We start from the raw sequence: 25,053 nt of genomic DNA on the forward strand, positions 1-25,053 counted from the left end.
GCCGCGCCGCGCCCCCCCCGCGCCGGCCCCCGCCCCCCCCCCGCCCCCCCCCCCCCCCCCCCCCCCCCCCCCCCCCCCCCCCGCCCCCGTCGTTCCCCCACCCCCCTCACGGCGGCCGCTGGACGGTCGCCGCCCGTGTCGCTGTTGGGCCGAACGGGTGAGGTGGCGTAAGAATTGGCTGGTGCACGCATTGAAGGCGAGTGAAAACGGGGGAGCCGGTGAGCAGCTACGACGTCACCGATGAGCAATGGGAAGGGCTCGCCCAGGTCGTTCCGCTGCGCGGGCGCGACGCCTGGCCGTCCTCGGTCGGGCATCGCGCGATGCCGGAGGCGGAGACGGAGACACGCCGCCGTTTCGTCGTCCTGAGGGTCAACGTCTTCGCGGACGCCCGCGAGGTCGCCGAGACACTGATGTCCGGCATCCCGGTCCTCCTGGACCTGACCAACGCCGAGACAGAGGTCGCCAAACGCGTCCTGGACTTCAGCACAGGCGTCGTCTTCGGCCTGGCCAGCGGCATGCACCGGGTCGACCGCAACGTGTTCCTGCTGACCCCGTCCGGAACCGAGGTGAACGGCCTGATGGAGGGCGCGGCAGGGGTGCCGGGGATGTGACGGCGGCCCCGGGCGGACCCCCGAGGGCCGCCCGGGCACCGCGGTCCGGCGCCCGCGCCGAGGACGGCGGTCCCGCACCCGGCGCCGCCGGCTCCCACCACGAGCGGTGAGGATCGCCTCCGACGTGTGACGGACGTCCGTCACCTGACCGCCCGTCCCCCGATCGTAGGAACGCCGCGCAGGCGGAACGGTTCCGCGGGCGGGCGGAGCCCTACGGTCCGCACATGGCCGTCCCCCCTGCGCCGTCCGTGTCCGCGCCGACCGCGTTGCCCGCGCCGTCCGCGCCGTCCGTGTCCACGCCGGCGCCCGCCGTTCCCGCCCCGCCGTACCCGGCCCGACCGCGCGTCACGGAGCTGCGGCTGTCCGCCTTCGCCCGGCACCGGCGTGCCGAGATCCCGCTCGCACCGCTCACCCTGCTCGCCGGCCCCAGCGGCTGCGGCAAGACCAGTGCGCTGCGCGCGTACGAGGCACTGGCAAGGCTCGGCGGCGGCGCGGAACTCGGCGAGGTCTTCCCCGACCCGCTCGCCTGCGTCCCCGAGCGGGCCCGGCCCGACGCCCAGCGGCGCCGCGGGTTCCGCATCGGCTGCACGGTCGACGGCCCCGAGGGCCCGGTACGGCTCGACGTGGCCGTACAGGCGGAACCCGACCTGCGCATCGTGGGGGAACGGCTGGTGGCGGGCGGACTCGTCCTGCTGCAGACCGCCCTGCGCGACCCGGGCCGGCGCACCGTGCAGGCCGCCTGGCACACGGCCGGGACGGCGCCGGTGACCCGCGCCCCGCTGCCCGACGACCGGCTCGGCACCGCACTGCTGCCGCTGCGCGTGGCCGGCAAGACGGACGGACAGCGCAGAGTGCTGGCGGCGGCCGAACAGGCCGTGGTCGCCCTGCGGTCCGTCTTCCCCTGCGACCCGCGCCCCGGCCGGATGCGGGCACCCGTGCCCGTCGGGTCCGGCCGGCTGCTCGGCGGCTGCGACAACCTCGCCGACGTCCTGTGGCGCACCCGGGCCGAGTGCGGGCGGCGGCACGCCCAGTTCGTCGCCGCCGTACGCACCGGATGCGCGGGACCCGTCGCCGACGTCCTGGCCGAACCGGGCACCGGCGGGGTGGTCCGGGCGCTGCTGGACCGGGGGGACGGCGTCCGCACCGGTCTCGCGCGGCTCGGCTACGGTGAACTGCGCTACCTCGCCCTCGCCCTCGTGCTGTTCACCGGCCCCGGGGTCCTGGAGGTCGACCCGGCCGGCGAGGTGCCCGCCGCGCTGCAGGCCCTCACCGTCCTCGCCGACGGTCTCGACCGCGGGCTGGACGCGCACCAGCGCGCCGAACTGCTCGCGCTGGCGGCCAGGATGTGCGACCGCGGCCACATCCGGCTCGTCGGTGCCGTCGCGGACGCCTCCTGGGCGGAGGGGACGGAGGGCGTCACGGTGGTACACCTGGAGCCGTGACCGAGCACCCCGATGCTTCTCCCGGCTCTTCCCCCGCCCCTTCCCCCGTTCCCGATCTGGCCGCGCTGCGCCGCAGGCTGGCCGAGTTCGCCGCCGCGCGGGACTGGCAGCCGTACCACACCCCGAAGAACCTCGTCGCCGCCCTCAGCGTGGAGGCCTCCGAACTCCAGGAGATCTTCCAGTGGCTGACGCCCGAGCAGTCGGCCCGCGTCATGGACGACCCGGTCACCGCGCACCGGGTGCGGGACGAGGTCGCCGACGTGCTGGCGTACCTGCTCCAGTTCTGCGAGGTGCTCGGCGTCGATCCGCTCGCCGCCCTGGACGCCAAGATCGACCGCAACGAGGCCCGCTTCCCCGCGCCCGGACGTGCCGGCCGGCCGCCCCGGCGGGAGGGAGGGGACGAGAAAGAGGAGTGACATGCTCCGATATCACTCTACGAAGTCGACAAAGCGCCATGACTCCCATAGTTGTCCGAGAATTTCCGTCTACCTCTATCTTTTCTTCCCATATCACTTCACTCTGGGTAGTGGACAAGGGAGTTCGGGCGGACGCGTCGTGAGCGCGTCGGGACAGACGGGGGCAACGCATGGACGCGGTGCGGCTCATCGTGACGAGCGGGCGTGCCCTGGCCGCCGGCGGCGAGGTGTCTCAGATCCTGACGGAGGTGTGGCAGGCCCAGGCCCTCGCCCAGGCGATCGGCAGCCGGCTGGCGGTCCACGGACCGCCCGAACTGCGCGACGAGGCACTGGGGCTGACCGAACTGGCGGGCCGCGGCTGCGGAGTGCTGCGCACCCCGGAGCTGGCCCCGGGTGAGCTGCGCGCCGCCCAGCTCACCGAACTGGGGGACGCGCGCCAGGCCTTGGCGGGCCTCGGCGCCCTCCTCGGCGAGGTCGGCATCGCCCTCGTCGGCATCGCCTGTGCGATGGACGACGAGAGCACGTACTGGCAGTGCATGGAGGCCATCGACGCGGCGGACGAATCCCGGGACCGGGTCCGGGAGATGCTGCGCAAACTGGCGGACCGGGACGCCAAGGCACCCGGCCGGTCCGCGGCGCCACCGGAGCGGCGCGCGATATTACCGCCCCGGCCCGTGACCTCGTCCGACCGGGCCGCGCCCCCGTCCGGCCGGGCCACGGCGCAGTCCGGCCGGGCCACGGCGCAGTCCGGCCGGGCCACGGCGCAGTCCGACCGGGCCACGGCGTCACCACGGCGAGAAGCGGGGTAGTGGGGCAACCCCGGAACCGCGCCGCCCCGGCACCGGACCGGTGGACATGCGCCGCGCTTCCCGGGTGCCTGTCCGGCGCACTCCCCCCGACCGGGCAGGATGGAGGGCATGGAACTCCGTATCTTCACCGAGCCCCAGCAGGGGGCGACCTACGACACCTTGCTCACCGTGGCGAAGGCCACCGAGGACCTCGGCTTCGACGCCTTCTTCCGCAGCGACCACTACCTCCGCATGGGCGCCGTGGACGGTCTGCCCGGCCCCACCGACGCCTGGATCACCCTCGCCGGCCTCGCCCGCGAGACCAAGCGCATCCGCCTCGGCACGCTCATGACCGCCGGCACCTTCCGGCTCCCCGGCGTGCTCGCCATCCAGGTCGCGCAGGTCGACCAGATGTCCGGCGGCCGCGTCGAACTGGGCCTGGGCGCAGGCTGGTTCGAGGAGGAGCACAAGGCGTACGGCATCCCCTTCCCCAAGGAGAAGTTCGCCCGCCTCGAGGAACAGCTGGCCATCGTCACCGGCCTGTGGGCCACGGAGGTCGGCAAGACCTTCGACTTCCACGGCGAGTTCTACGACCTCACCGACTCGCCCGCGCTGCCCAAGCCGGCGCAGGCGAAGGTCCCCGTGCTCATCGGCGGCCACGGCGCCACCCGCACCCCGCGACTCGCCGCCCGGTACGCCGACGAGTTCAACATCCCCTTCGCCTCGATCGAGGACACCGAGCGCCAGTTCGCCCGGGTGCGGGCCGCCGCCGAGGCCGCCGGGCGCGGCGCCGACGCGCTGACCTACTCCAACGCCCTCGTCGTCTGCGTCGGCAAGGACGACGCCGAGGTCGCCCGCCGGGCCGCCGTCATCGGCCGCGAGGTCGACGAGCTGAAGGCCAACGGCCTCGCCGGCTCCCCGGCCGAGGTCGTCGACAAGATCGGCCGCTACGCCGCCGTAGGCGCCCAGCGGATCTACCTCCAGGTCCTCGACCTCGACGACCTGGACCACCTGGAGCTGATCTCCTCCCAGGTGCAGACGCAGCTGTCCTGACCAGCCCCGCGATAAACACAGGCGCCTCCCACAGGCGCCGTGCGATGGTGTGACCGTCGTCCTGCCGAGCCCCCAGGATCACCCTTCCTGGGGGCTCTCGCGTACGGCGGCGAGTCGTGTCCGTCCAGCCGGAGAGGCCCTCCGCATGTTCCTGACCGTCACCACCACCGGCACCCCCGAACGCCCCGCGACCGACCTCGGCTTCCTGCTGCACAAGCACCCCGACAAGGCGCAGGCGTTTACCACCTCCTTCGGCACGGCCCACGTGTTCTACCCCGAGGCGGAGGAGCAGCGCTGCACGGCGGCGCTGCTGCTGGAGGTCGACGCGGTGGCGCTGGTGAGGCGCGGCAAGGGCAAGGGCCGGAGCGGCGCCCCCGACGCGGCACTCGCGCAGTACGTCAACGACCGCCCCTACGCGGCCTCCTCCCTCCTCGCCGTCGCGCTGAGCAACGTCTTCTCCAGCGCGCTGCGCGGCGTGTGCAAGGCACGCCCCGAGCGCGCCGCCGAGCCGCTCCCGCTGCGCGTCGAGGTGCCCGCTCTGCCCGCCCGCGGCGGCCCCGACCTGGTCCGGCGCCTCTTCGAACCGCTCGGCTGGACGGTGGACGCCGAGGCCGTCCCGCTGGACACCGAGTTCCCCGAGTGGGGCGACTCCCGGTACGTGCGCCTCGTACTGGAGTCGGCGGCCCTCACCCTCGCCGAGGCCCTGCGCCACCTCTACGTCCTCCTCCCGGTGCTCGACGACGCCAAGCACTACTGGGTCGCCCCGGACGAGGTCGACAAGCTGCTGCGGGCCGGTGAGGGCTGGCTGCCCGGCCACCCCGAGCAGAAGCTGATCACCAGCCGCTACCTGTCCCGCCGCTGGTCGCTGACGCGCGAGGCCATGGAGCGGCTGGAGCTGGTCCGGCTGGCCGAGGCCGACGACAGCGAGGTCGAGGAGATCGACAACGCCGTCGCGCGGGAGGCGGCCCCGGAGACCGAGGAGAAGCCCACGCCCCTCGCCGTGCAGCGCCGCGAGGCGATCCTCACCGCGCTCCGCGACAGCGCCGCCGCCCGGGTCCTGGACCTCGGCTGCGGCGAGGGCCACCTGGTGCGCGAGCTGCTGGGGGACCCGCGGTTCACCGGGATCACCGGCGTGGACGTGTCGGTGCGGGCCCTGACCATCGCCTCCCGGCGGCTGAAGCTGGACCGCATGGGCGAGCGGCAGGCGGCACGGGTGCAGCTCTTCCAGGGCTCCCTCGCCTACACCGACAAGCGCCTGAAGGGCTACGACGCCGCCGTGCTCAGCGAGGTGATCGAGCACGTCGACCCGCCGAGGCTGCCCGCCCTGGAGTACGCCGTCTTCGGTGCGGCCCGCCCCCGCACCGTCGTCGTCACCACGCCGAACGTGGAGTACAACGTGCGCTGGGAGTCCCTCCCGGCCGGCCACGTCCGCCACCGCGATCACCGCTTCGAGTGGACCCGCGAGGAGTTCCGCGCCTGGGCGGAGAAGGCCGCCGAACGGCACGGCTACGGCGTGGGGTTCCGCCCCGTCGGCCCCGACGACCCCGAGGTGGGCCCGCCCACCCAGATGGCCGTGTTCACCCTGACCACCACCGACGAGAACAACGAGAAGGAGGCGAAGGCCGCATGACCACCACCGGCACCACCGGCACCACCGCCGCCACCGTACGGGCCCGCTCCCTCCCCGTCACCGACCTCTCCCTCGTCGTGCTCGTCGGCGCCTCCGGCTCCGGCAAGTCCACCTTCGCCGCACGGCACTTCAAGCCCACCGAGGTCATCTCCTCCGACTTCTGCCGGGGCCTGGTCGCCGACGACGAGAACGACCAGAGCGCCAGCCGGGACGCCTTCGACGTCCTGCACTACATCGCCGGCAAGCGCCTCGCCGCCGGCCGCCGCACCGTCGTGGACGCGACCAACGTGCAGCAGGACGCCCGGCGTCAGCTGATCGAGCTGGCCAAGCGGCACGACGTGCTGCCCATCGCCATCGTCCTCGACGTGCCCGAGCAGGTCTGCGCCGAGCGCAACGCCACCCGCGCCGACCGCGCCGGCATGCCCCGCCGGGTCGTCCAGCGCCACACCCGCGAACTCCGCCGCTCCCTGCGCCACCTGGAGCGCGAGGGCTTCCGCAAGGTGCACGTGCTGCGCGGCACCGAGGAGATCGAGCACGCCACCGTCGTCACCGAGAAGCGGTACAACGACCTCACCCACCTCTCCGGCCCCTTCGACATCATCGGCGACGTCCACGGCTGCTCCGCCGAACTGGAGGCGCTGCTCGGCAAGCTCGGCTACGCCGACGGCGTCCACCCCGAGGGCCGCACCGCCGTCTTCGTCGGCGACCTCGTCGACCGCGGCCCGGACAGCCCCGGCGTGCTGCGGCGTGTGATGACGATGGTGAAATCGGGCAACGCGCTGTGCGTCCCGGGCAACCACGAGAACAAGTACGGCCGGTACCTCAAGGGACGCAAGGTCCAGCACACCCACGGACTCGCCGAGACCATCGCCCAGATGGACGGCGAGAGCGAGGAGTTCCGCGCCGAGGTGCGGGAGTTCATCGACGGCCTGGTCAGCCACTACGTCCTCGACGGCGGCCGGCTCGTGGTCTGCCACGCCGGTCTGCCGGAGAAGTACCACGGCCGCACCTCAGGCCGGGTCCGCAGCCACGCCCTGTACGGCGACACCACCGGCGAGACCGACGAGTTCGGCCTGCCCGTGCGCTACCCCTGGGCCGAGGACTACCGGGGTCGCGCCGCCGTCGTCTACGGGCACACCCCCGTCCCCGAGGCGACCTGGCTCAACAACACCATCTGCCTGGACACCGGCGCCGTCTTCGGCGGCAGGCTCACCGCGCTGCGCTGGCCGGAGCGCGAGCTGGTCGACGTACCCGCCGAGCGGGTCTGGTACGAGCCGGCCAGGCCGCTGCGCACCGAGGCGCCCGGCGGGCACGACGGCCGGCCGCTGGACCTGGCGGACGTGCAGGGGCGCCGGGTGGTGGAGACCCGGCACGCGGGCCGGATCACCGTGCGCGAGGAGAACGGGGCGGCGGCCCTGGAGGTCATGAGCCGCTTCGCGACCGACCCCCGGCTGCTGCCGTACCTCCCGCCGACCATGGCGCCGACCGCCACCTCGGGCGTGGACGGCTACCTGGAGCACCCGGCGGAGGCGTTCGCGCAGTACGCCGCCGACGGGGTGGCGCGGGTCGTGTGCGAGGAGAAGCACATGGGCTCGCGGGCGGTGGCCCTGGTGTGCCGCGACGCGGAGACGGCGAGCCGCCGCTTCGGCGTGGAGGGCCCCACCGGGTCCCTCTACACCCGCACCGGCCGCCCGTTCTTCGACGACGCGTCCGTCACCGAGTCGGTCCTCGCCCGGCTGCGCACGGCGATCGGCGAGTCCGGCCTGTGGGACGAACTGTCCACCGACTGGCTGCTGCTGGACGCCGAGCTGATGCCGTGGTCGCTGAAGGCCTCCGGGCTGCTGCGCTCCCAGTACGCCGCCGTCGGCGCCGCCTCCGGCGCGGTCCTCCCGGGCGCCCTGGCCGCCCTGGAGGGCGCGGCGGCGCGGGGCGTCGACGTCGGCGAGCTGCTCGCCCGCCAGCGCGCCCGCTTTGCCGACGCCGCCGCCTTCACCGACGCCTACCGCCGGTACTGCTGGACCACCGACGGCCTGGACGGCGTCCGCCTGGCCCCGTTCCAGCTCCTCGCCGTCCAGGGCCGCAGCCTGGCCGCCCTGCCGCACGACGAGCAGCTCGCCCTCGTCGACCGGCTCGTCGAGCACGACGGCACCGGCCTGCTGCGGACCACCCGGCGGCTGTACGTCGACACCGGCGACGCCGAGTCGGTGCGCGCCGGCACCGACTGGTGGCTGGAGATGACCGGCCGCGGCGGCGAGGGCATGGTCGTCAAGCCCGTGGACGCCGTCGTCCGGGACGGGAAGGGCCGCCTGGTGCAGCCCGGCATCAAGTGCCGGGGCCGCGAGTACCTGCGGATCGTCTACGGCCCCGAGTACACGCGCCCCGAGAACCTGGCCCGGCTGCGGCAGCGGTTCCTGAACCACAAGCGGTCCCTGGCGATCCGCGAGTACGCCCTCGGCCTGGAGGCCCTGGACCGGCTCGCGGACGGCGAGCCGCTGTGGCGGGTGCACGAGGCGGTCTTCGGCGTCCTCGCGCTGGAGTCCGAGCCGGTCGACCCGCGGCTGTGACCCTGTTCCCGGCCGGCCGCCCGCGAAGGGCCGGCCGGGAACACCGCACACGGGTCCGCGCGAGCGGGGGGTGAACGCGCGCCCGAATGGTCAGGATGGAGACATGGGATTCCACGTCGACTCCGAGGCCGGGCGGCTTGGCCGCGTCATCCTGCACCGGCCGGATCTGGAGCTCAAAAGGCTCACCCCCAGCAACAAGGACGCCCTTCTCTTCGACGACGTGCTCTGGGTGCGCCGGGCGCGCGCCGAGCACGACGGGTTCGCCGACGTGCTCCGCGACCGCGGGGTCGAGGTGCACCTCTTCGGCGACCTGCTCACCGAGACCCTCCAGGTCCCGGAGGCCCGGCGGCTCGTCCTGGACCGGGTCTTCGACGAGAAGGAGTACGGAGTGCTGGCCACGGACCACCTGAGGGCCGCCTTCGAGACCCTGCCCGCCCCCGAGCTGGCCGAGGTCCTGGTCGGCGGCATGACCAAGCGGGAGTTCCTGGAGGCGCACACGGAGCCGGCCTCCGTGCGCTTCCACGTGATGGAGCTGGACGACTTCCTGCTGGGACCGCTGCCCAACCACCTCTTCACCCGCGACACCTCGGCCTGGATCTACGACGGCGTCTCCATCAACGCCATGCGCTGGCCCGCCCGGCAGCGCGAGACGGTCCACTTCGAGGCGATCTACCGGCACCACCCCCTCTTCCGCGACGAGACCTTCCCCCTGTGGTCCGAGGGACAGGCCGACTACCCGTCCACCATCGAGGGCGGGGACGTGCTGGTCATCGGCAACGGCGCCGTGCTCATCGGCATGAGCGAGCGGACCACCCCGCAGGCCGTGGAGATGCTCGCCCACAAGATGTTCGCGGCCGGCTCGGCGCGCACGATCGTGGCCCTCGACATGCCCAAGCGGCGGGCCGTCATGCACCTCGACACCGTGATGACGATGGTCGACGGAGACACCTTCACCCAGTACGCCGGGCTCGGCATGCTCCGTTCGTACACCATCGAGCCGGGTGTGGGGGAGAAGGAGCTGAAGGTCACCGACCATCCGCCCGAGCACATGCACCGCGCGATCGCCGCCGCGCTCGGACTGGGCGAGATCCGCGTCCTGACCGCGACGCAGGACGTCCACGCGGCCGAGCGCGAGCAGTGGGACGACGGCTGCAACGTGCTGGCCGTCGAGCCGGGCGTCGTCGTCGCCTACGAGCGCAACGTCACCACCAACACCCATCTGCGCAAGCAGGGCATCGAGGTGATCGAGATCCCGGGCAGCGAACTGGGCCGGGGCCGGGGCGGGCCGCGCTGCATGAGCTGCCCGGTGGAACGGGACGCCGTCTAGCGGAACGGGACGCCGTTCGAGGGAGGGGGAGCGGGGCGCGGTCCGGAGAGAACAGGCTGTATATAAATTCAGAAGTTCGTATACACTTCCAGAAGTCCCTGTCCCTGTACCTCTGGAGCGCCCCCATGGCGACAGTCCCGACCGCCCTCGCCGGCCGCCACTTCCTCAAGGAGACCGACTTCACCGCGGACGAGTTCCGCGGCCTGGTCGAGCTGGCCGCGGAGCTGAAGGCGGCCAAGAAGGCCGGGAACGAGACACCGTACCTGCGGGGCAGGAACATCGCGCTGATCTTCGAGAAGACCTCCACGCGCACCCGCTGCGCCTTCGAGGTCGCCGCCGCCGACCAGGGCGCCTCGACCACGTACCTGGACCCGTCGGGCTCGCAGATCGGCCACAAGGAGTCGGTGAAGGACACCGCCCGCGTCCTCGGGCGGATGTTCGACGGCATCGAGTACCGCGGTGACAGCCAGCGGAAGGTCGAGGAGCTGGCCGCCCACGCCGGTGTGCCCGTCTACAACGGCCTCACCGACGACTGGCACCCCACCCAGATGCTCGCCGACGTCCTCACCATGACCGAGCACAGCACCAAGCCCCTGCCGGAGATCTCCTTCGCCTACCTCGGCGACGCCCGCTTCAACATGGGCAACTCCTACCTGGTCACCGGCGCCCTGCTCGGCATGGACGTGCGCATCGTCGCCCCCAAGGCCTACTGGCCCGCCCAGGAGATCGTCGACAAGGCCCGCGAGCTCGCCGGGGCCAGCGGGGCACGCGTCACCCTCACCGAGGTCCTGGACGAGGGCGTCCGCGGCGCCGACTTCGTCGCCACGGACGTCTGGGTCTCCATGGGCGAGCCCAAGGACGTGTGGGCCGAGCGGATCGCCGCGCTGTCCCCGTACGCGGTGACCATGGACGTCCTGCACGCCACCGGCAACCCGGACGTGAAGTTCCTGCACTGCCTGCCGGCCTTCCACGACCTGGGCACCGAGGTCGGCCAGGAGATCTTCGAGGCCCACGGCCTGGACTCTCTCGAGGTCACGGACGAGGTCTTCGAGTCCGCGCACTCGGTCGTCTTCGACGAGGCGGAGAACCGGCTGCACACCATCAAGGCCGTACTGGTCGCCACACTCGCCTGAGCAGCGCCTTAAGCTGACCGGCGGCCCGGAGCCACCCCTTCCGCGCCGCCGGCCGCGACCACCGTCGCGCCCCCCGCACCACCAGAAACGAGCACCACCCGCAATGCCCGCTCACCGCATCAAACCGCCCGCGCTCCTCGTCGCCGAATCCGGCGCCGACCGTGAGGGCCACGGCCTCAAGCGCACCATGGGGCTGTTCCAGCTCGTCTGCTTCGGCGTCGGGGCCATCGTCGGCACCGGCATCTTCGTCGGCCTGTCCGACTCGGTCGCCGAGGCCGGCCCGGCCGTCGTCGTCTCCTTCGTCCTCGCCGCGGTCACCTGCGTCTTCACCGCGTTCGCCTTCGCCGAGCTGGGCGGCGCGATCCCGGTCTCCGGCTCCTCGTACTCCTTCGCCTACGCCGGCCTCGGCGAGCGCACCGCCTTCCTGGTCGGCTGGTGCCTGCTGCTGGAGTACGGCGTGTCGGTGTCCGCGGTCGCCGTCGGCTGGAGCCAGTACGTCAACGAACTGCTGGACAGCGTCATCGGCCTCCGGCTGCCGCACGCGCTGTCCTCCGGCCCCGCCGACGGCGGCCTGGTCAACCTCCCCGCGGTGATCGTCATCGCCCTGGCCTGCGTGCTGCTGGTGCGGGGCGTGCGCGAGAGCGCCCGGGCCACCGCCGCGATGGCCGTCCTCAAGCTCGCCGTCCTGGTCGCCTTCTGCGCCATCGGCTTCTTCGCCTTCGAGGACGGCAACCTCACCCCGTTCTCCCCGGCCGGCCTCGGCGGCATCGGCGCCGGCACCACGGCCGCCTTCTTCTCGTACATCGGCTTCGACGCCATCACCACCGCCGGCGAGGAGGCCAAGAACCCGCGCCGGGACATCCCGGTCGCGATCCTCGTCTGCATCGGCCTGGTCACGCTGCTGTACTGCGCGGTCGCCGTCGCCGCGATCGGCGCCGTCGGCGGACCCGAGGTCGGCGACCGGCCCGCCGCGCTGTCCTACGTCGTGGACGAGGTCACCGGCTCCGCGATCGGCGGCGGTGTCGTCGCCTTCGGCGCGGTCGTCGCCATCGCCTCGGTGGTGCTCGCCGTGATGTACGGCCAGACCCGCATCCTGCTGTCCATGTCCCGCGACGGACTCGTCCCGCCGGTCTTCGAGAAGGTCTCGCCGCGCACGGCCACGCCCGTCGCCGGCACGCTGATCGTCGGCGTCCTCTTCGCGCTCCCGGCCGCCTTCGCGCCGCTGGACGCGGTGGTCAACCTGTGCACCATCGGCACCCTGGCCACGATGGCCGCCGTCAACGTCGCGGTGATCGCCCTGCGCCGCCGCGAACCGGGCCTGGCCCGCACCTTCCGCGTCCCGCTGTACCCGGTGACGCCGCTGCTCGGCGTCGGCTTCTGCCTCTACCTGATCTACGAGACGGGCGTCACGACCTGGCTGCAGTTCGCCGCGTTCCTCGCGGTGGGCCTGCTGGTCTACTCGGCCTACGGGCGCCGGCACTCCCGGCTCGCCCGGGCCGCGCTCACTCCTGAGGACGCCGCGGAGCGGGTACCGCAGGAAGCCTGAACCAGACCGCCTTGCCGGAGTCGGTGGGGCGGTGACCGCAGGACGAGCTCAGGGCGCGGATCAGCAGCAGACCGCGCCCGTGCTCCTGCCAGGGGTCGGGCGGTTCCTTGTCCGGGACGGTGAGATCGCCCGGCGGCCGCGGGTCGGGGTCGTGCACCTCGACCTGGCAGCCGGTCGGCAGCAGCTCCACCACCAGCTCGATCGGGGCGCCGCCGGCGGTGTGCTCGACCGCGTTGGCGACCAGCTCGGCCGTCAGCAGCTCCGCGGTGTCGCCGTCGGCCGTGTGCTCCAGCTCGGCCAGCGCCGTGCGGATCAGGGCACGGGCCACCGGCACCGCCGCGGTGCTGTGCGGCAGCGTGATGCGCCAGAGGGCGGGGGCGGAGGAGCGATCGTGCACGGCGAGTCCGTTCTGGAGCAGGCGGTCCTGTCCTGCCTACGACCCTATGAATGGTACGGCGCTGTCCGGCAGGGTCCTTCGACGGGCACCGCCCGGGACCTTCGTCCCGAGCCGGGGACGGCCCGCCACCGGCACCCTCCCTCACCCGCACGGGTGACCCGGCCGGGGCCCGGCCGGGGCCTCGCGGGCCGGCACGACAGGCCGGGAGGCCGAGGACCGGTGCCGCCCCGCGGCAGGCCGGAAGACCGCGGGCCGCGGCCCCTTCACGGCACTCCGGCCGCGTCCACCGGCGTCCTCCGGGCCCCGGCCGGTCCCGCGCGACGCGGAGGACGCCGCGAAGGGTCTCCCCCACCGCGGGCGGGGGCGGGCGCGTGCCACGGCGGTGGGGCGGTGCGTGCCACGACGGGGCTCCGCGTCGAGCACGCCGGTGTCCGCGGATCCGGGCCGGCCGGCGCGGACTCGCCACCGAAGGGGTGAGGGTCACCCCCGCCGGCCCCTTCGCCCGGTACCAGTGGAACCCCTCGTTCCGACCGACCGGGAGGTCCCATGTCCGTACGCCCCGCCGCCCTCGCCGCGGCCGCCGGCGCCGTCCTGCTCCTGCTCACCGCCCCCGCGGCGACCGCCACGACCGCCCCCGCCACGACCACCGCGGGCCTGGTCACCGATGCGGTGACCGTCGACGCGACCGGCCGCATCGCCGCCGACGGCACCGTCACCCTCTCCGGCACCTACCGCTGCACCGCCGCCACCGGCCCCGTGTTCGTCAGCTCCTCCGTGAGCCAGGGCGGTGAACCGCACCAGGACAGCATCGGCGGCAGCCGCGCGGTGTGCGACGGCCTGGAGCGCCGCTGGACCCACACCGGCCGGCCCACCACCAGCACCTCCGCCGACGCCCTGCGGGCCGGTACGGCCCGGGTCGAGGCCACCGTGCTGGAGCTGCGGCCGGTCGGCATCGTGCCGCTGCCGCACTTCCACGCCCGGCACACACAGGACGTCACCCTGGTCCAGGGCTGAGCCGGGTCACGGCCGGCCCGGCCCCCGTCGTTCCGCCGAGCCACGCCACCCCGCCGCGCCGGACCCGCCAGGAGACCGCCGGGCCCGGCGCGGACACCCCCGTACGCGCCCCGTATACGTGTCCCCCGTCCGCACGACGGACGCCGCGCTCACCGCGTGCTGCACACCGTCCTCGGCGCCGCCCTGGTGGTGGCACCCTGCGCGGACTGCGCGTCCTGCACCCGCTGCACGTCCTGCAGAAGGTCCGCGATGCCGGGTTCCTGACCGGCGGCGGTCCTCGCCAGGGTCAGCAGGACGGCCTCGTAGAAGGCGTCCCGCACCGCGGGCGGCATCACGTCCGAGGCGTCCAGACAGCGGGGCCCCGCCCCCAGACGCCGGGCGATCTCCCGCTCGACCGCGCCCCCCTCCGCCGTCACCCGGCGGTTCGCCGAGAAGACGTCCGCCAGATCGGCCCACTTCTGCTGGCCCTCGGCGGAGGCCAGCCGCCGGACGAGCGCACGGGCCTCGGGACGGTCGCCGAACAGCGCCGCGAAGTCGCCGGTCACCTCGTGCGCCCGCACCCGGCCGCGGCCCCCCGGCAGCAGCGGGGCGGAGTCCGTGACGCGCGCCTGCGGGGCCCTCTCCGCGTAGAAGGAGGACGCGAAGGAGCCCTGGTGCTCCAGCGTGCACCCGCCCCGGCCCTCGAACAGCAGCCCGTTGCCGCCCGGGGCGCCGCGGTGGTCGGTGAGCAGGGCCCGCCCGGCCGCGGCCCTGTCCTGCCGGAGCAGATCCGCCCACGCCTCCCAGGCGCCGCGCACCGCGTCGCTGCGCCACCACCGCACCCCGCCCGAGCCCAGCGCCCACTTCTCGTAGGTCTCCGGCCCCTCCCGCTGCAGGACGAGATCCTCGATCCAGTCGGTGCCGGGCCAGCCGGACGCGCCGTCGTCGCCCATGCCGACGCACCAGCTCCCCGGCGGCGCCGGACGGCCGGGCGGCTCGTGGCCCTGCCGGTACCAGACGATGCTCTTCAGATCCGCCTTGACCGGCACCCAGTACACCTGCTCGGAGGGTGAGCCGGTCGGCTTCCACGGCGCGCCGTACTCCTGCGGGTCGTAGAGACCGTTCAGCGGTTCGAGGAGGCCCTGGTCCGCGTACTCGGCGAGCTCACCGATGCCCGGCATGATCACGATGTCGGGGGGTTCCCCGGACTGCACCTTGGAGAGCAGCACCTCCCGCTGGGCGGCGGTGCCCTGGTAGCGGAAGGGGATGCCGAAGCCCCGCAGCAGGGACTCGAACCGCTCCGCCTGCTCGGCCGTCCATGTGCCGAGGATGGTCACCGGCTGCTTCTCGTCCTGCTGCGCCCAGACCACCACCAGGCCGCCGGCGGCGAGCAGCAGCATGACCACGACGAAGACCAGCATGTGGAACCGCCGTGTCACCGTCGCCTCCAGTAGTCGTTGTCGAGCCGCAGCCCGAGCCCCAGCGCGGGCAGCACGATGGCCAGCAGGCTGCCGACGAGCGTGCCCTGGTACACCGTGTCGGGCCAGGTGCCGTCGGCCGTCCCGCGCCGGACCTCCTCGGACAGCTCCGTGACCCGCTGCTGCGCGACGGCCACCCCGGACCCGTCGCTCCGCCAGGACACCGCGGTGATCTGCCGCAGGCCCTCCAGGGCACCGTCGAGGGCGCTCCCGGTGGAGGACGCCGTCGTCACGGGCACCACCGCGAGCAGCACGGTGAGGACGAAGGCCGCCAGCAGGTACGGATTCCAGTCGCGGCCGCAGCGGTCGCGCAGCACGAACAGCGCCGACAGCAGGGTCAGGAGCACCGCGGCCAGGGCGAGTTCGGCGGCCCACCAGCCAGCGCGCTGCCACCGCCCCATGGCGGCCGAGGCCTCGGCGTGCTCCAACTGCACCCGCTGCAGCGCTTCCAGGCGCGGGACGAGCCCCACCGTCTCGCGGGTGAGCAGCGACCGCGCCTCCTGGAGCTTCTGCTCCCGCATGTACGGCTGGTCGCCGTAGCGGGACGTGCCGAGGCCCAGCGAGTTGCTGTAGGTGGCGAGCAGGCCCTTGACCGTGCCGAGGTCCTGGTCCGTGCGGTCGGCGATGCGGGACAGGCCCTGGTCGGCGGCCGACAGCTGGGACCGGTAGGTCTCGCCGGAGCCCGCGACACCGAGCAGGTCCAGCCTGACCAGGGTGCGGGCCTCCTCGTCGGCGCGCAGGACCGCGAGCCGGGTGGCGGCGAGCCCCTGCACGGCGGGCGCCTCGCGGGAGGCGAGCGTCTCCGCGCCGAGCTGGGCCTGACGGCAGGAGAGGAACAGGGCGGTCGAGGCGACGGCCGTGAGCACGAACAGCAGCACCAGATGCGCCTCCAGCAGCCGGCGGGTCCGCCAGGGCCTCAGCCGCGCGCGCCAGTACGCGGCGGGGGAGTACCGGCGCCGGGAGCCGGTGCGTGGCGCCGTCACCGCAGCTCCCTTCCGCACACGATGCAGTAACGGGCCTCGCCGCCGGCCGGATGCCGGCAGACACGGCAGCACCGGCCCGGGCGGGGCCCGGCGACGGGGGGCGGGGGAGCGCCGGGGCGGGAACCGGCGCGCAGGATCATCGGGCCGAGCGCCCCCGTGTCGAACGCGCGCAGCCGCACGTGCCCCGCGGCCGCCTCCTCGATGTCGGCGACCGCGCGGATCTCGTCCAGCACCCAGTCGGTGCCGAACCGCGCCGCCAGCCGGGCGGCCTCCCCCAGACGGTCCTCGGCGACGCTCCGGTGGTGCTTCTGCAGCGCGACGAGCCCCTCGCGCAGGGCGCTGCGCATCCGGGCGGTGGCGTTGATCTCGCGCACGCTGTCGGCGCCCGCCCGGGGCTGGGGCGGGGAGTGCCCGGGCAGGTGCCAGCGGGCGACGACGGGCCTGTGGACGTCGCCGATGGAGACCATGGCGAACTGCAGCTCGGTCTCCAGCGGGTCGTCGTCGGCGTCGGCGGTCAGGGTGAGCAGGTAGTCGCGGCTGCCCTGCTCCCACTGGTAGGTCGGGAAACTCCACCGGCCGGGCCGGCCGGGCGGACGCAGCGCGCCGAGACGGTGCGGCCGGGGCGCCTTCTCGCTGAGCGAGACCTGACGCACGCAGGGCCGGGCGGTCACCTCGATCGGCAGCTGCGGGGTGTGCACCCGGCGCAGCCGCCGGATGGCGGCGGTGACCGCGCGGCCGAGCCCGTCGTCCACGAACTCGGCCGTGCCGTGCAGCCGTTCGGCCAGGGCCAGCAGGGGGTCCGGCGTCCAGTCCGCTCCCACGGCGAACACGTCACAGGTGAACCGGCCCGCACAGGACGTCAGTTCCTCCTCGAGCCGGGTCTCGCCGGCCGCGCTGCTGCCGTCGGTGATCAGCACCAGGTGACGCACCGACACCGGCCGGGCGGCGAGCATGCCACGCGCCCGTGCCACCCAGGCGGCGTATCCGGCGGGACGCGGCCCCCGCCGGTGCAGCGGGAGCGAACCCGCGGCGAAGGCGGCCCGGCGCCGCTCGTCCCCGTCGGCCACGGCCCACTCGTCGCCGCCCCGCGGATAGCAGCGGACCGGCTCGGGGCCGCTGCCCAGCACGGCGAAGGAGATGCCGTCGGGCAGTGCCCGCAACGCGGCCGGCAGCGCGTGCCGGACGGCCGCCCGGTTGTCCTCGGCGACGTCCACCGCGATGATCACGGCGAGCTGGACCGCGGGCAGTTCGGTGGGAGCGCCGCCGGCGGCCACGTCGACCCGCAGACGGGCCTCGATCCGCGCGCTGCGGCGCGGACGCAGGTCGCCGTCGAGGTCGACGCGCAGGCGGATGCCCGGCTGCGGCGGCCTGATGTGGCTGCTCATGTCGTACGTCACCGCTCCTTCACCCTCGTCACCGGGCGCACCGCCTGCCGGGTCCCGGCCCGCTCCGTCCCGCCGTGCCGCCGTCCCGCGCCGTGCCATGCCGTGCCGTGCTGCCGTGCGGTCAGAACACGGTCTGCGGACGTATCGCGTGCATGAGGTCCACGAGGCGCTCGTGGTCCTCGGCCGGCTCCTGATGGTGTTCCGCCAACCGCCGGTAGAGCGCCTCCAGTTGCTCGCGCAGTGCCCGCTCCGGGGCACCCAGCCGCCTCAGGCCGCGGGCGTCGAGGCGGCGGTACCCGCTGCCCGGGACACCGGGCCGGTCGCCGAGGCCGTGCACCGCGTCCAGTTTCCACTCGTGCAGTTCGGTGCGCAGGCGCAGCGCCTCGTCCGCGGACAGGCTCGGCTGTCCCGCACCCGGGCCGAGGTCCTCCAGGGCGTGCAGGTCGGCCAGCGCCGCGTCGACCTCGGCGGGCGGGGGCAGCGGATCGCCGGCGCCCGGCAGCCGGGCCGCGCGGATGCGCAGGGAGGCGATCCGGGCGACGGTGTGGTCCAGCGTGCCCGGCCGCACCCGGCCGAGCACGTCGAGGGCCGCCCGGCGGTCGCCCGCGCGCAGCGCCAGCCTGGCCAGCCCCAGGGCGGCGCCCCCGTGCGCGGGGTTGCGCGCGAACACCGCCTCGTACAGCTCACCGGCCGTGGGCTCGGACGTGTCGTCACCGAGCCACTCCGCGCAGTGGGCGAGGGCCAGCTTCGGGGCGTACTCGCCGGGCAGTTCGAGGTGGACCTGTGCGAAGCGGGCCCGGGCCTCGGCGACCTGCCGCGGGTCGTCGTCCAGGCCGGCGCTGCACAGGGCGAGCAGGGCGCGGTGCCACTCCAGCCGCCACCGGCGCACGGCGGGCGGCCCGGGGATGGAGTCGGCCGTGTCCAGTTCCTCCTGGGCCCTCTGCAGGTCCTCACGCGTGTCGCGGCCCAGCAGGACACGCACGTTGTGCAGGCAGATCTCCACCGAGCGGGGGCGCTCGTCCTCCTGCGCGAGGAGCTGGCCCGGGTCGAAGCCGCTGCTCACCGCGAACCGGGTGGCCTGCGGATCGCCCGGGTACGGCCTCGGCACCGGCAGACAGCCGGCGATCTCCGCGGCGGTGGGGGCGCCGAGGTCGAGCGCCGGCGCAACGGGCGGCTCGTAGCGGTCACGGCGGGGCCGGTCCAGCCAGTGCCCGATGCCCGGCACCGTGCCGAGCCGGGCGCCGGGCAGCCGCGTGGACGGCAGGAAGTAGTCGGAGGGCTCGGGCGGGTCGCTCTTGCCGCGCAGCGCGCGGATCTCCCGCAGGGCGCCGCGGAGCTGGCCGAGCATCTCCCGGGCGTCGGCGAAGCGGCGCCCCGGATCGGTCCGCACGGCACGGTCGACGACCCGGTGGAAGGACGCGGCGCCGAGACCGGGCACCTCGGTGACGGCCCAGCGGGCGAGCTCCCGCAGGGTGGCGCCGACGGTGTGCAGGTCGTGGGCGACGGTGGGCGTCGCCGACGTCCCGGTCTCGGGCGCCATGTAGTCGGGCGTGACGTGGGCGGGCGGCTGCGTCTGGCCCTGCTCGCGCATGCCGCCGAGGTCGATGACCTTGACGCCGTCCTTGTGGTGCACGACGTTGGAGGGCTTCATGTCGCCGTACACGAAGACCCGCCCGCCGTCGGCGTGCAGGTGGGCGAAGGCCTCGAGGATCTGGCAGCCGTACGCCGCGACGTGTTCGATGTCGAGGACGGACTCGCCGCGCCGGACCTCCTCGGTGACCTTCGCGAGGGTGCCGTCACCGACGTCGTCCATGACGATGTAGCCGCCGGTCACCGCACCGGTGCCGTCCCTGCGCGCGACGAAGTCGCGGATCTGGACGATGCGGGGATGGCGGATGGCGACGAGGTTGCGCCGCTCCACGTCGGCGAGGCGGGCGCCATCGTGCTCGTACCGGTTGAGCAGCCCCTTGACGGCGACGACGTCACCGAGGTGGGTGTCCTCGGCGAGGTAGACCCAGCCCTGGCCGCCGTGCGCGATGGGGCCCATCACCCGGTACTGGTCGCGCAGCAGGTCGCCCTCGGCGAGTTCGGGCCGGTACGAGTAGGGCTCGCGGCAGACCGGGCAGAAGCCCGCGACCGGCACCGGGCCCTCGGTGTAGGGCGGGGCGAAGGTGATGCCGCAGTCGGCGGACGAGCAGCCCATGAGGACACGCAGCGGCGCCTCGGGGTCGACGAGCCGCTCCCCGGCCGGACGCGGCTCCCGCTCCGGGAGCGAGAGGAGTTCGCGGGGGCCGAGGTCCCGCGGGTTCTCGGGCAGGGCGGGCAGCCGGGGACCGTCCTGCGCGCGGCCGCACACGGCGCAGTGACCGGTGGGCAGGACGGTGCCGCCGCAGGGGGCGCCGGAGAAACGCCGGTGCGGGCAGGGCGTCGTTCCCCTGTGGTTCTCCTGCTCCGCCCGGGGGTGTGCCCGCAGGCGCGCCTGGGGGTGCGTGGGGGGAGGCGCCTGGGGATGTGTCTGCGGGTTCGGCATCGTCTCACCTGCCCTCGTGCCGGCTCAGGTCGGCGCGCAGGGACCTGAGGAGCGCGCGCAGCCGGACGAGCTGCTGGTGCGGGTCCCGCACGTCGTCGATCAGGCGGCGGGCGGCCCGGTGCCGGTCGGCGGTCTCGGTCGCGGAGGCGAGGGAGGCGCTGTCGACGATGTCGCGGCGCACCGCCCGGCTGAACTCCGCCCGCCGCAGACGGTCGAGCAGCGTGTCCGCGTGCGACAGCAGCGCGGGGCGCAGGAGCCGGTCGCGGCAGGCGGTCCAGCCGGGGCCGCCCTCGTGCCGGAAGACGATCAGCAGCCGGAAGCCGAACACCCGCAGCCGGACCAGGATGTCGATCAGGAGATCCGGCCGGGGCTCCAGATCGAGACCGTCGACGAGCACGGTGACCGGCCGGACGGGCGCGCGGTCGGCCGCCCGGGCGGGCAGAGGCCCCGCGCCGCGCAGCCAGTCCCAGTACCCCAGGTACTCACCGGCCGGGAAGGCGACCTGGTCCAGCGCGTGGTCGACGAGTTCCGGCCGGCTGGCGCCGCCCCGGTGGACGACGTCCGCGCGGTGCGCCAGATGACGCAGCGAACGCTCCTTGCCGCTGCCCGGGGCCACCACGGTGATCTTCACCGGGTCCTCCTCCGGATCGTCGAACCACCGGGTCAGCCGTTCCTCGAAATCGTGGTCCCAGGCCCGCGGATCGGACAACTCGGCCACAATGGGCGACAGTTCGGCGATGCGTTCGATGGGGATCAGGTAGGAGAAGGAGAGCCGGTTGTCCTCGGGCAGCAGCGCGCCCAGGTCGCCGCGCCAGCTGACGACGAGGCCGACCACGCGTACGGGCCGGTCCTCACGGGGCCGGGTGCACACGGCGGCGCCGCTGAAACCGGCGCGCACCACCTCCGCCCTGGTGACGGCGTCGAGCTGCACCCGCTCCCCGCTGACGCCGCCGATACGCCCCCACAGGCTCATGCCGTCGTCAAAGCCCTCCGCGTATCCCGTCGCGTACACCTCCATGCCGCCCCACAGCCCGGTCTGCAGCGGCGCGGGACGCGCCTGCGGACGGGGACTGTCCAGGCGCAGCACGGCGACGTCCTCGCCGCCGGGGCCGTCCGCGAGCCAGCCGCCGGGCACGACCCGCGCGGAGACCGGCCGGATGCCGTTGTTCTCGGCGAACTCCAGCCACATGACGGCGTCCGGGCGGCGCACCACGTGCGCGCAGGTCAGCGCCGTGTGCTGGTCGATGAGCACACCGGCGCCGCAGACGGGGCCGCGCGCGTCCTCGCGCCGCAGCCTGAGCCTCCAGTCCGCACGCAGTTCCCCCATGCCGTCTCACACTACGTGCAAGGCGTGGTGCGTCCCTAGACTTGTGAGCAGACTCGTGAACACGTCCGAACGGCCAATCGACGGAAGACGGCGGTGCGTTGACATGGGGGACTTGGAACCGATCGGGCTCGCCGACGCCATCGGCGCGGTGCGCGCGGAGTTGGCACGTGCCCAGGCCGAAGGGGCGCGCAGCGACTGGCGGTTCAGCGTGGAGCAGGTCAGCCTGGAGTTCTCGGTGCAGTTCCACCGGGCCGGCGAGGGCGGGGCGGGGCTGCGCCTGGGGGTGGTCGAGGCACGCCTGGGCGGCTCGGTCAGCCACGACTCCACGCACCGCATCGAGGTCGCCCTCAAACCCCTGCCCCGCCCCGACGGCCGCCACCACGAGGTGAGCCGCGAGGACACCGGCACCCCCGGCCGGGTCTTCCCGCAGGGCGGCTCGCACCCGCAGGACGGCCCGTACCGGCAGGACGGCCCGCACCCGCTGGACCGGTGACCCGCCGGGCAGCCCCCGCGGGCCGCCCGCCCGCGACCTCCCGCGCCGCGCACGCTTAGGATCACAGGCGGCCCCACCGGCCCGCAGGGGACGGCCGGGGGCGACACGAGCCCGAGGCGCTGGGAGGCGGCGTACCCGATGAACGACGACGTTCCCGCCCTCGACGACCCCGTGGGCCGGTCGCTGCGCGGCCCTCACGCGCACTTCGCCCGGCGGCGCGGCCGGGCGGTCGCCTACCTGCCGGACGTGACGACCTTCTCCTCCGTGCCCGCCGACGCGGACGCCTCGGACTGGGACGACCTGGCCGGGCTGCTCGGCCCGGGCGCGCTCGCCGACCTGTTCAGCTGCCCGGCCACCCCGCCCCCGGACTGGGAACCGGTCTTCCGCCTCGAGGGCCGCCGGCTGGTCCTGCCCCGCGGGGCCCCGCTCGGGCACCCCCGCGCCCCGTCCGGCACCGGCGTGACCGAACTCGGCCCGCACGACGTGCCCGAGATGCTCGGCCTGGTCGCGCGGACGGAACCGGGACCCTTCTGGCCGCGCACCCGTGAACTCGGCACCTACCTCGGCGTCCGCGTCGACGGCACGCTGGTCGCGATGGCGGGGGAGCGGCTGCGGCCCCCGGGCTGGTCAGAGATCAGCGCCGTCTGCACCGCCCCCGAGGTGCGCGGACAGGGCCACGCGGCGCGCCTGGTCACGGCCCTCGCCGCCCGGATCACGGCCCGCGGCGAACGCCCCTTCCTGCACGTCGCCGAGACCAACACCGCCGCGATCACCCTCTACGAACGCCTCGGCTTCACCACCCGCGAACAGGTGACCTTCCGGGGCTTCCGCATCCCGTGACGGACGACGGCCGCGCGGACGGCACCGTCACCATCCACGACCTGCCCACCCCGGCGTCCGAACCGCACGGCATCACGGTGGGCCCCGACGGCGCCCTGTGGACGGCCCTGGAGACGGGCGCACTGGCCCGCGTGGCCCCGGGGGACCGGCCGTCGGACGCCTAACAGCCGCCCGCCTCCCCGCTGTTCACGAACGATTCGACGTCGACCGAGTAGCCGGCCCCGGCGGTGAGGTCGGGGCGGTTCCCGTGGCCGTCCGCCGCGAGGCCCTCGGCGGTGAGGAAGACGATCCGCAGGGTCATGTCCTGCTTGGTGAAGCACAGGCCGCCGGACGCGGTTCCGGGACCGGGACGCCATCCGTCGCGTGCCGCCGCCGTCCGGTAGTGGGCGGCCACTTCGGCCCGCGTGCCGGGGAAGGCGTAGGTCCGGCCGGCGTACACCGACACGTCGCCGCTGTCCGCCCAGCAGCCGGCGTCGGCCTCCTCGAAGCCCCGGGGGACAGTGGCCCCGGCGGGGCGGGAGCCGAGGATGCCGAGCGCCGCCGTCTCCTCCACCCGGCCGTCGGTCCCCTCGCAGCCCTCGGCGAGTCCCCGCAGCGCACAGCCGGTGAGCGCCGCGGCGCCGAGGGCGGCCGACAGGAGCAGGGACGCCGGGAGGGCGATGTTTCTCCACGGGGACAGAGCGGGCTCCAGGAGGAAGGCCGGGGCGAGGAGGGCCGCCGGGCAGCGGAAACGACCGCGCCGCACCTGAGCGGCACCGCCCAGTCCTACCAAGGAGCCGTACTCCCCGGCGAGGGGCACCGGCGCTCTGCCGGTCAGCCGCGCATGCCCGGGGTGCGGTGCCGTTCCCCCGCCCCGGCGCGCAGCAGGGTGGCGGCGAGGGCCAGGGCCGCCCCCTGGTCGGTGGTGACGTCGATGCCGGTCAGGGCGGTGAAACGGGCCAGGCGGTTGTCGACGGTGTTGGGGTGGACGCCGAGTTCGCGTGCGGTGGCGCGGCGGTTGCGGGCCAGCCTGAGGTGGGTCCGCACGGTGTCGGTCAGCTCCGGCCGGCCGGTCACCGGGTCCAGGAGGGCCGCGATGCGGTCGCCGCTCTCGCCGGGCCGGGAGAGGTGGTACTCCAGCAGCACGTCCCGCAGTTGGTGGACGCCCGGGGGCCGGCCGCAGGCCAGCGCGACGGTCAGCACCCGGTCCGCGGTGCGGGCCGCCGACGCCACCTCGTCCGGCGTCGCCGCCGGGGCCAGGCCGGCCCGGGGGCACCGGCCGCCGAAGACGGCGCCGAGCCGCCGTTCGAGGCCGGCCGCGTCCTGCGGGCCGGGCAGCAGGGCGTAGGCCCGCGCCCGGTCGAAGGCCACGGGCACCTCCGCGTCCAGCGCCCGGCCGAGAGCGAGACGCACCCGGCGTTCACGACGGCGTGCCGTGACGGGATCGTTGCCGTCGCCGTCCTCGGGCAGCAGGAGCACCAGTACGCCGATCCCGTCCGCCCCGGCGAGCACGCCGAGTCCGTGGGGGCCGGTCGGTGGCGTGCCGTCGAGCAGCGCCCTCACCAGGGACTCCTGGGCCGCCCGGACGTCGTCCGCGAGCGTCGCCCGGGCACGCAGATAGCTGCGGGTGAGGGTGCCCACCACGTCCTCCTGGGCGGCGAGCAGGGCGTGCAGCAGCTCGGCGAGCGCCTCCTGCTCGCCGGGGAGCGCGGTCTTCCGCAGCAGCCGCGCGAGGACCCGGGCACCGCGCAGATAGCCGCGGAGCAGCAGGTCCAGCGGCATGCCCTCCTCGGCACGCTGCTCGGCACGCTCCTCGAACAGGGTGCGTTCCGAAGGCTCGCGGGTGTCCTCCTCGTCCCGCGCGTCCTGCGCGTCCTGCGCCAGAAAGCGTCGCAGACCGTGCCGTACGGTCGCGGCGATCTCCACGTCCTTCATGTCGTCGGGCAGACCGGCGTAACCCGGCAGGCTCTCGAAGTCACCGCGCGACGCGTCCCGGGCCACCTCGTTGACGTGGGTCAGGCAGCGGGCGGCCAGGCCGCGGGCGGAGTCGGACAGTCGCACCCCAGGACTGTGACAAGTCACAGTGCCGCACGGCAAGAGCTGTGACGCGGTGCCGTTCCGGGGCGGGCGCACCCCGC

At 74.5% G+C, this 25,053-nt stretch carries 20 protein-coding genes and 2 pseudogenes; 14 read left to right on the top strand and 8 right to left on the bottom strand.

The window, feature by feature from the left end:
* Positions 1-218 precede the first annotated feature (218 nt).
* The 10 genes and pseudogenes from ACFYOJ_RS10920 to ACFYOJ_RS10965 all read left to right on the top strand — a co-directional run bounded on the left by ACFYOJ_RS10920 (position 219) and on the right by ACFYOJ_RS10965 (position 12,510).
* Positions 219-611: a cell division protein SepF gene (locus tag ACFYOJ_RS10920; protein WP_356551568.1), complete on the top strand. Its 393-nt coding sequence runs from the start codon at positions 219-221 to the stop codon at positions 609-611.
* A 224-nt stretch (positions 612-835) separates the two neighbouring features.
* A complete protein-coding gene (locus ACFYOJ_RS10925) occupies positions 836-2,053 on the top strand; it encodes an ATP-binding protein (protein WP_356551570.1) in 1,218 nt (405 codons plus the stop codon).
* Positions 2,050-2,469: a nucleotide pyrophosphohydrolase gene (locus ACFYOJ_RS10930; RefSeq protein WP_356551571.1), complete on the top strand. Its 420-nt coding sequence runs from the start codon at positions 2,050-2,052 to the stop codon at positions 2,467-2,469. Before ACFYOJ_RS10925 ends, ACFYOJ_RS10930 begins: the two co-directional genes overlap by 4 nt.
* A gap of 170 nt (positions 2,470-2,639) precedes the next feature.
* Positions 2,640-3,104 (top strand): annotated as a pseudogene (locus tag ACFYOJ_RS10935) (DUF6099 family protein); the annotation flags it as partial.
* A gap of 282 nt (positions 3,105-3,386) precedes the next feature.
* A complete protein-coding gene (locus ACFYOJ_RS10940) occupies positions 3,387-4,310 on the top strand; it encodes an LLM class F420-dependent oxidoreductase (RefSeq protein ID WP_356551573.1) in 924 nt (307 codons plus the stop codon).
* 145 nt (positions 4,311-4,455) lie between these two features.
* Positions 4,456-5,940: a 3' terminal RNA ribose 2'-O-methyltransferase Hen1 gene (locus ACFYOJ_RS10945; RefSeq protein WP_356551575.1), complete on the top strand. Its 1,485-nt coding sequence runs from the start codon at positions 4,456-4,458 to the stop codon at positions 5,938-5,940.
* Entirely contained in the window at positions 5,937-8,504 is a 2,568-nt protein-coding gene (locus ACFYOJ_RS10950) for a polynucleotide kinase-phosphatase (RefSeq protein WP_356551576.1), read from the top strand. The genes ACFYOJ_RS10945 and ACFYOJ_RS10950 overlap by 4 nt, the downstream gene beginning before the upstream one ends.
* 103 nt (positions 8,505-8,607) lie before the next feature.
* Positions 8,608-9,831, top strand: coding sequence for an arginine deiminase (locus ACFYOJ_RS10955; protein ID WP_356551577.1), 1,224 nt, complete (start codon positions 8,608-8,610; stop codon positions 9,829-9,831).
* A 125-nt stretch (positions 9,832-9,956) separates the two neighbouring features.
* Positions 9,957-10,964 (top strand): ornithine carbamoyltransferase, encoded by a 1,008-nt coding sequence (gene argF / locus ACFYOJ_RS10960; RefSeq protein ID WP_356551579.1) that lies wholly within the window; start codon positions 9,957-9,959, stop codon positions 10,962-10,964.
* Between the two features lie 103 nt (positions 10,965-11,067).
* Entirely contained in the window at positions 11,068-12,510 is a 1,443-nt protein-coding gene (locus ACFYOJ_RS10965) for an amino acid permease (protein ID WP_356551580.1), read from the top strand.
* Here the strand turns inward: ACFYOJ_RS10965 and ACFYOJ_RS10970 are convergent.
* Positions 12,467-12,907, bottom strand: a complete 441-nt coding sequence (locus ACFYOJ_RS10970; protein ID WP_356551582.1) for an ATP-binding protein — start codon at positions 12,905-12,907, stop codon at positions 12,467-12,469. The two genes, ACFYOJ_RS10965 and ACFYOJ_RS10970, sit on opposite strands and share 44 nt — an antisense overlap.
* A 546-nt stretch (positions 12,908-13,453) precedes the next feature.
* Here ACFYOJ_RS10970 and ACFYOJ_RS10975 point away from each other — a divergent pair.
* Positions 13,454-13,921 (top strand): DUF6299 family protein, encoded by a 468-nt coding sequence (locus tag ACFYOJ_RS10975; protein WP_356551583.1) that lies wholly within the window; start codon positions 13,454-13,456, stop codon positions 13,919-13,921.
* A 149-nt stretch (positions 13,922-14,070) separates the two neighbouring features.
* Here ACFYOJ_RS10975 and ACFYOJ_RS10980 read toward each other — a convergent pair whose 3' ends face one another.
* The 5 genes from ACFYOJ_RS10980 to ACFYOJ_RS11000 all read right to left on the bottom strand — a co-directional run bounded on the left by ACFYOJ_RS10980 (position 14,071) and on the right by ACFYOJ_RS11000 (position 21,603).
* A complete protein-coding gene (locus tag ACFYOJ_RS10980; protein WP_356551585.1) occupies positions 14,071-15,339 on the bottom strand; it encodes an ABC transporter substrate-binding protein in 1,269 nt (422 codons plus the stop codon).
* Complete coding sequence (locus tag ACFYOJ_RS10985; RefSeq protein ID WP_356551587.1) at positions 15,336-16,361, bottom strand: hypothetical protein; 1,026 nt, start codon at positions 16,359-16,361, stop codon at positions 15,336-15,338. Before ACFYOJ_RS10985 ends, ACFYOJ_RS10980 begins: the two co-directional genes overlap by 4 nt.
* Positions 16,358-17,746 carry a VWA domain-containing protein gene (locus tag ACFYOJ_RS10990; protein WP_356551589.1) on the bottom strand — a complete coding sequence of 463 codons (1,389 nt, stop codon included), beginning with the start codon at positions 17,744-17,746 and terminating at the stop codon, positions 16,358-16,360. The genes ACFYOJ_RS10985 and ACFYOJ_RS10990 overlap by 4 nt, the downstream gene beginning before the upstream one ends.
* Before the next feature lie 121 nt (positions 17,747-17,867).
* Complete coding sequence (locus ACFYOJ_RS10995; protein ID WP_356551591.1) at positions 17,868-20,276, bottom strand: tetratricopeptide repeat protein; 2,409 nt, start codon at positions 20,274-20,276, stop codon at positions 17,868-17,870.
* 4 nt (positions 20,277-20,280) lie between these two features.
* On the bottom strand, positions 20,281-21,603 hold the full coding sequence (locus ACFYOJ_RS11000; protein WP_356551592.1) for a serine protease: 1,323 nt from the start codon (positions 21,601-21,603) through the stop codon (positions 20,281-20,283).
* Between the two features lie 103 nt (positions 21,604-21,706).
* Here ACFYOJ_RS11000 and ACFYOJ_RS11005 point away from each other — a divergent pair, with 103 nt between their 5' ends.
* From ACFYOJ_RS11005 to ACFYOJ_RS11015, 3 genes and pseudogenes are all read left to right on the top strand, one after another.
* A complete protein-coding gene (locus tag ACFYOJ_RS11005; protein ID WP_356551594.1) occupies positions 21,707-22,096 on the top strand; it encodes a trypco2 family protein in 390 nt (129 codons plus the stop codon).
* 138 nt (positions 22,097-22,234) lie between these two features.
* On the top strand, positions 22,235-22,936 hold the full coding sequence (locus ACFYOJ_RS11010; RefSeq protein WP_356551596.1) for a GNAT family N-acetyltransferase: 702 nt from the start codon (positions 22,235-22,237) through the stop codon (positions 22,934-22,936).
* 17 nt (positions 22,937-22,953) lie between these two features.
* Positions 22,954-23,100: pseudogene (locus ACFYOJ_RS11015) on the top strand (virginiamycin B lyase); the annotation flags it as partial.
* On the opposite strand, the gene ACFYOJ_RS11020 reads toward ACFYOJ_RS11015, so the two are convergent.
* Positions 23,097-23,735 (bottom strand): hypothetical protein, encoded by a 639-nt coding sequence (locus tag ACFYOJ_RS11020; protein WP_356551598.1) that lies wholly within the window; start codon positions 23,733-23,735, stop codon positions 23,097-23,099. The pseudogene ACFYOJ_RS11015 and the gene ACFYOJ_RS11020 overlap by 4 nt on opposite strands.
* A 14-nt stretch (positions 23,736-23,749) precedes the next feature.
* Positions 23,750-24,976, bottom strand: a complete 1,227-nt coding sequence (locus ACFYOJ_RS11025) for a helix-turn-helix domain-containing protein (RefSeq protein WP_356551599.1) — start codon at positions 24,974-24,976, stop codon at positions 23,750-23,752.
* Positions 24,977-25,053: the final 77 nt, after the last annotated feature.

The organism is Streptomyces sp. NPDC006384 (assembly GCF_042870695.1).
GTDB lineage: Bacteria > Actinomycetota > Actinomycetes > Streptomycetales > Streptomycetaceae > Streptomyces.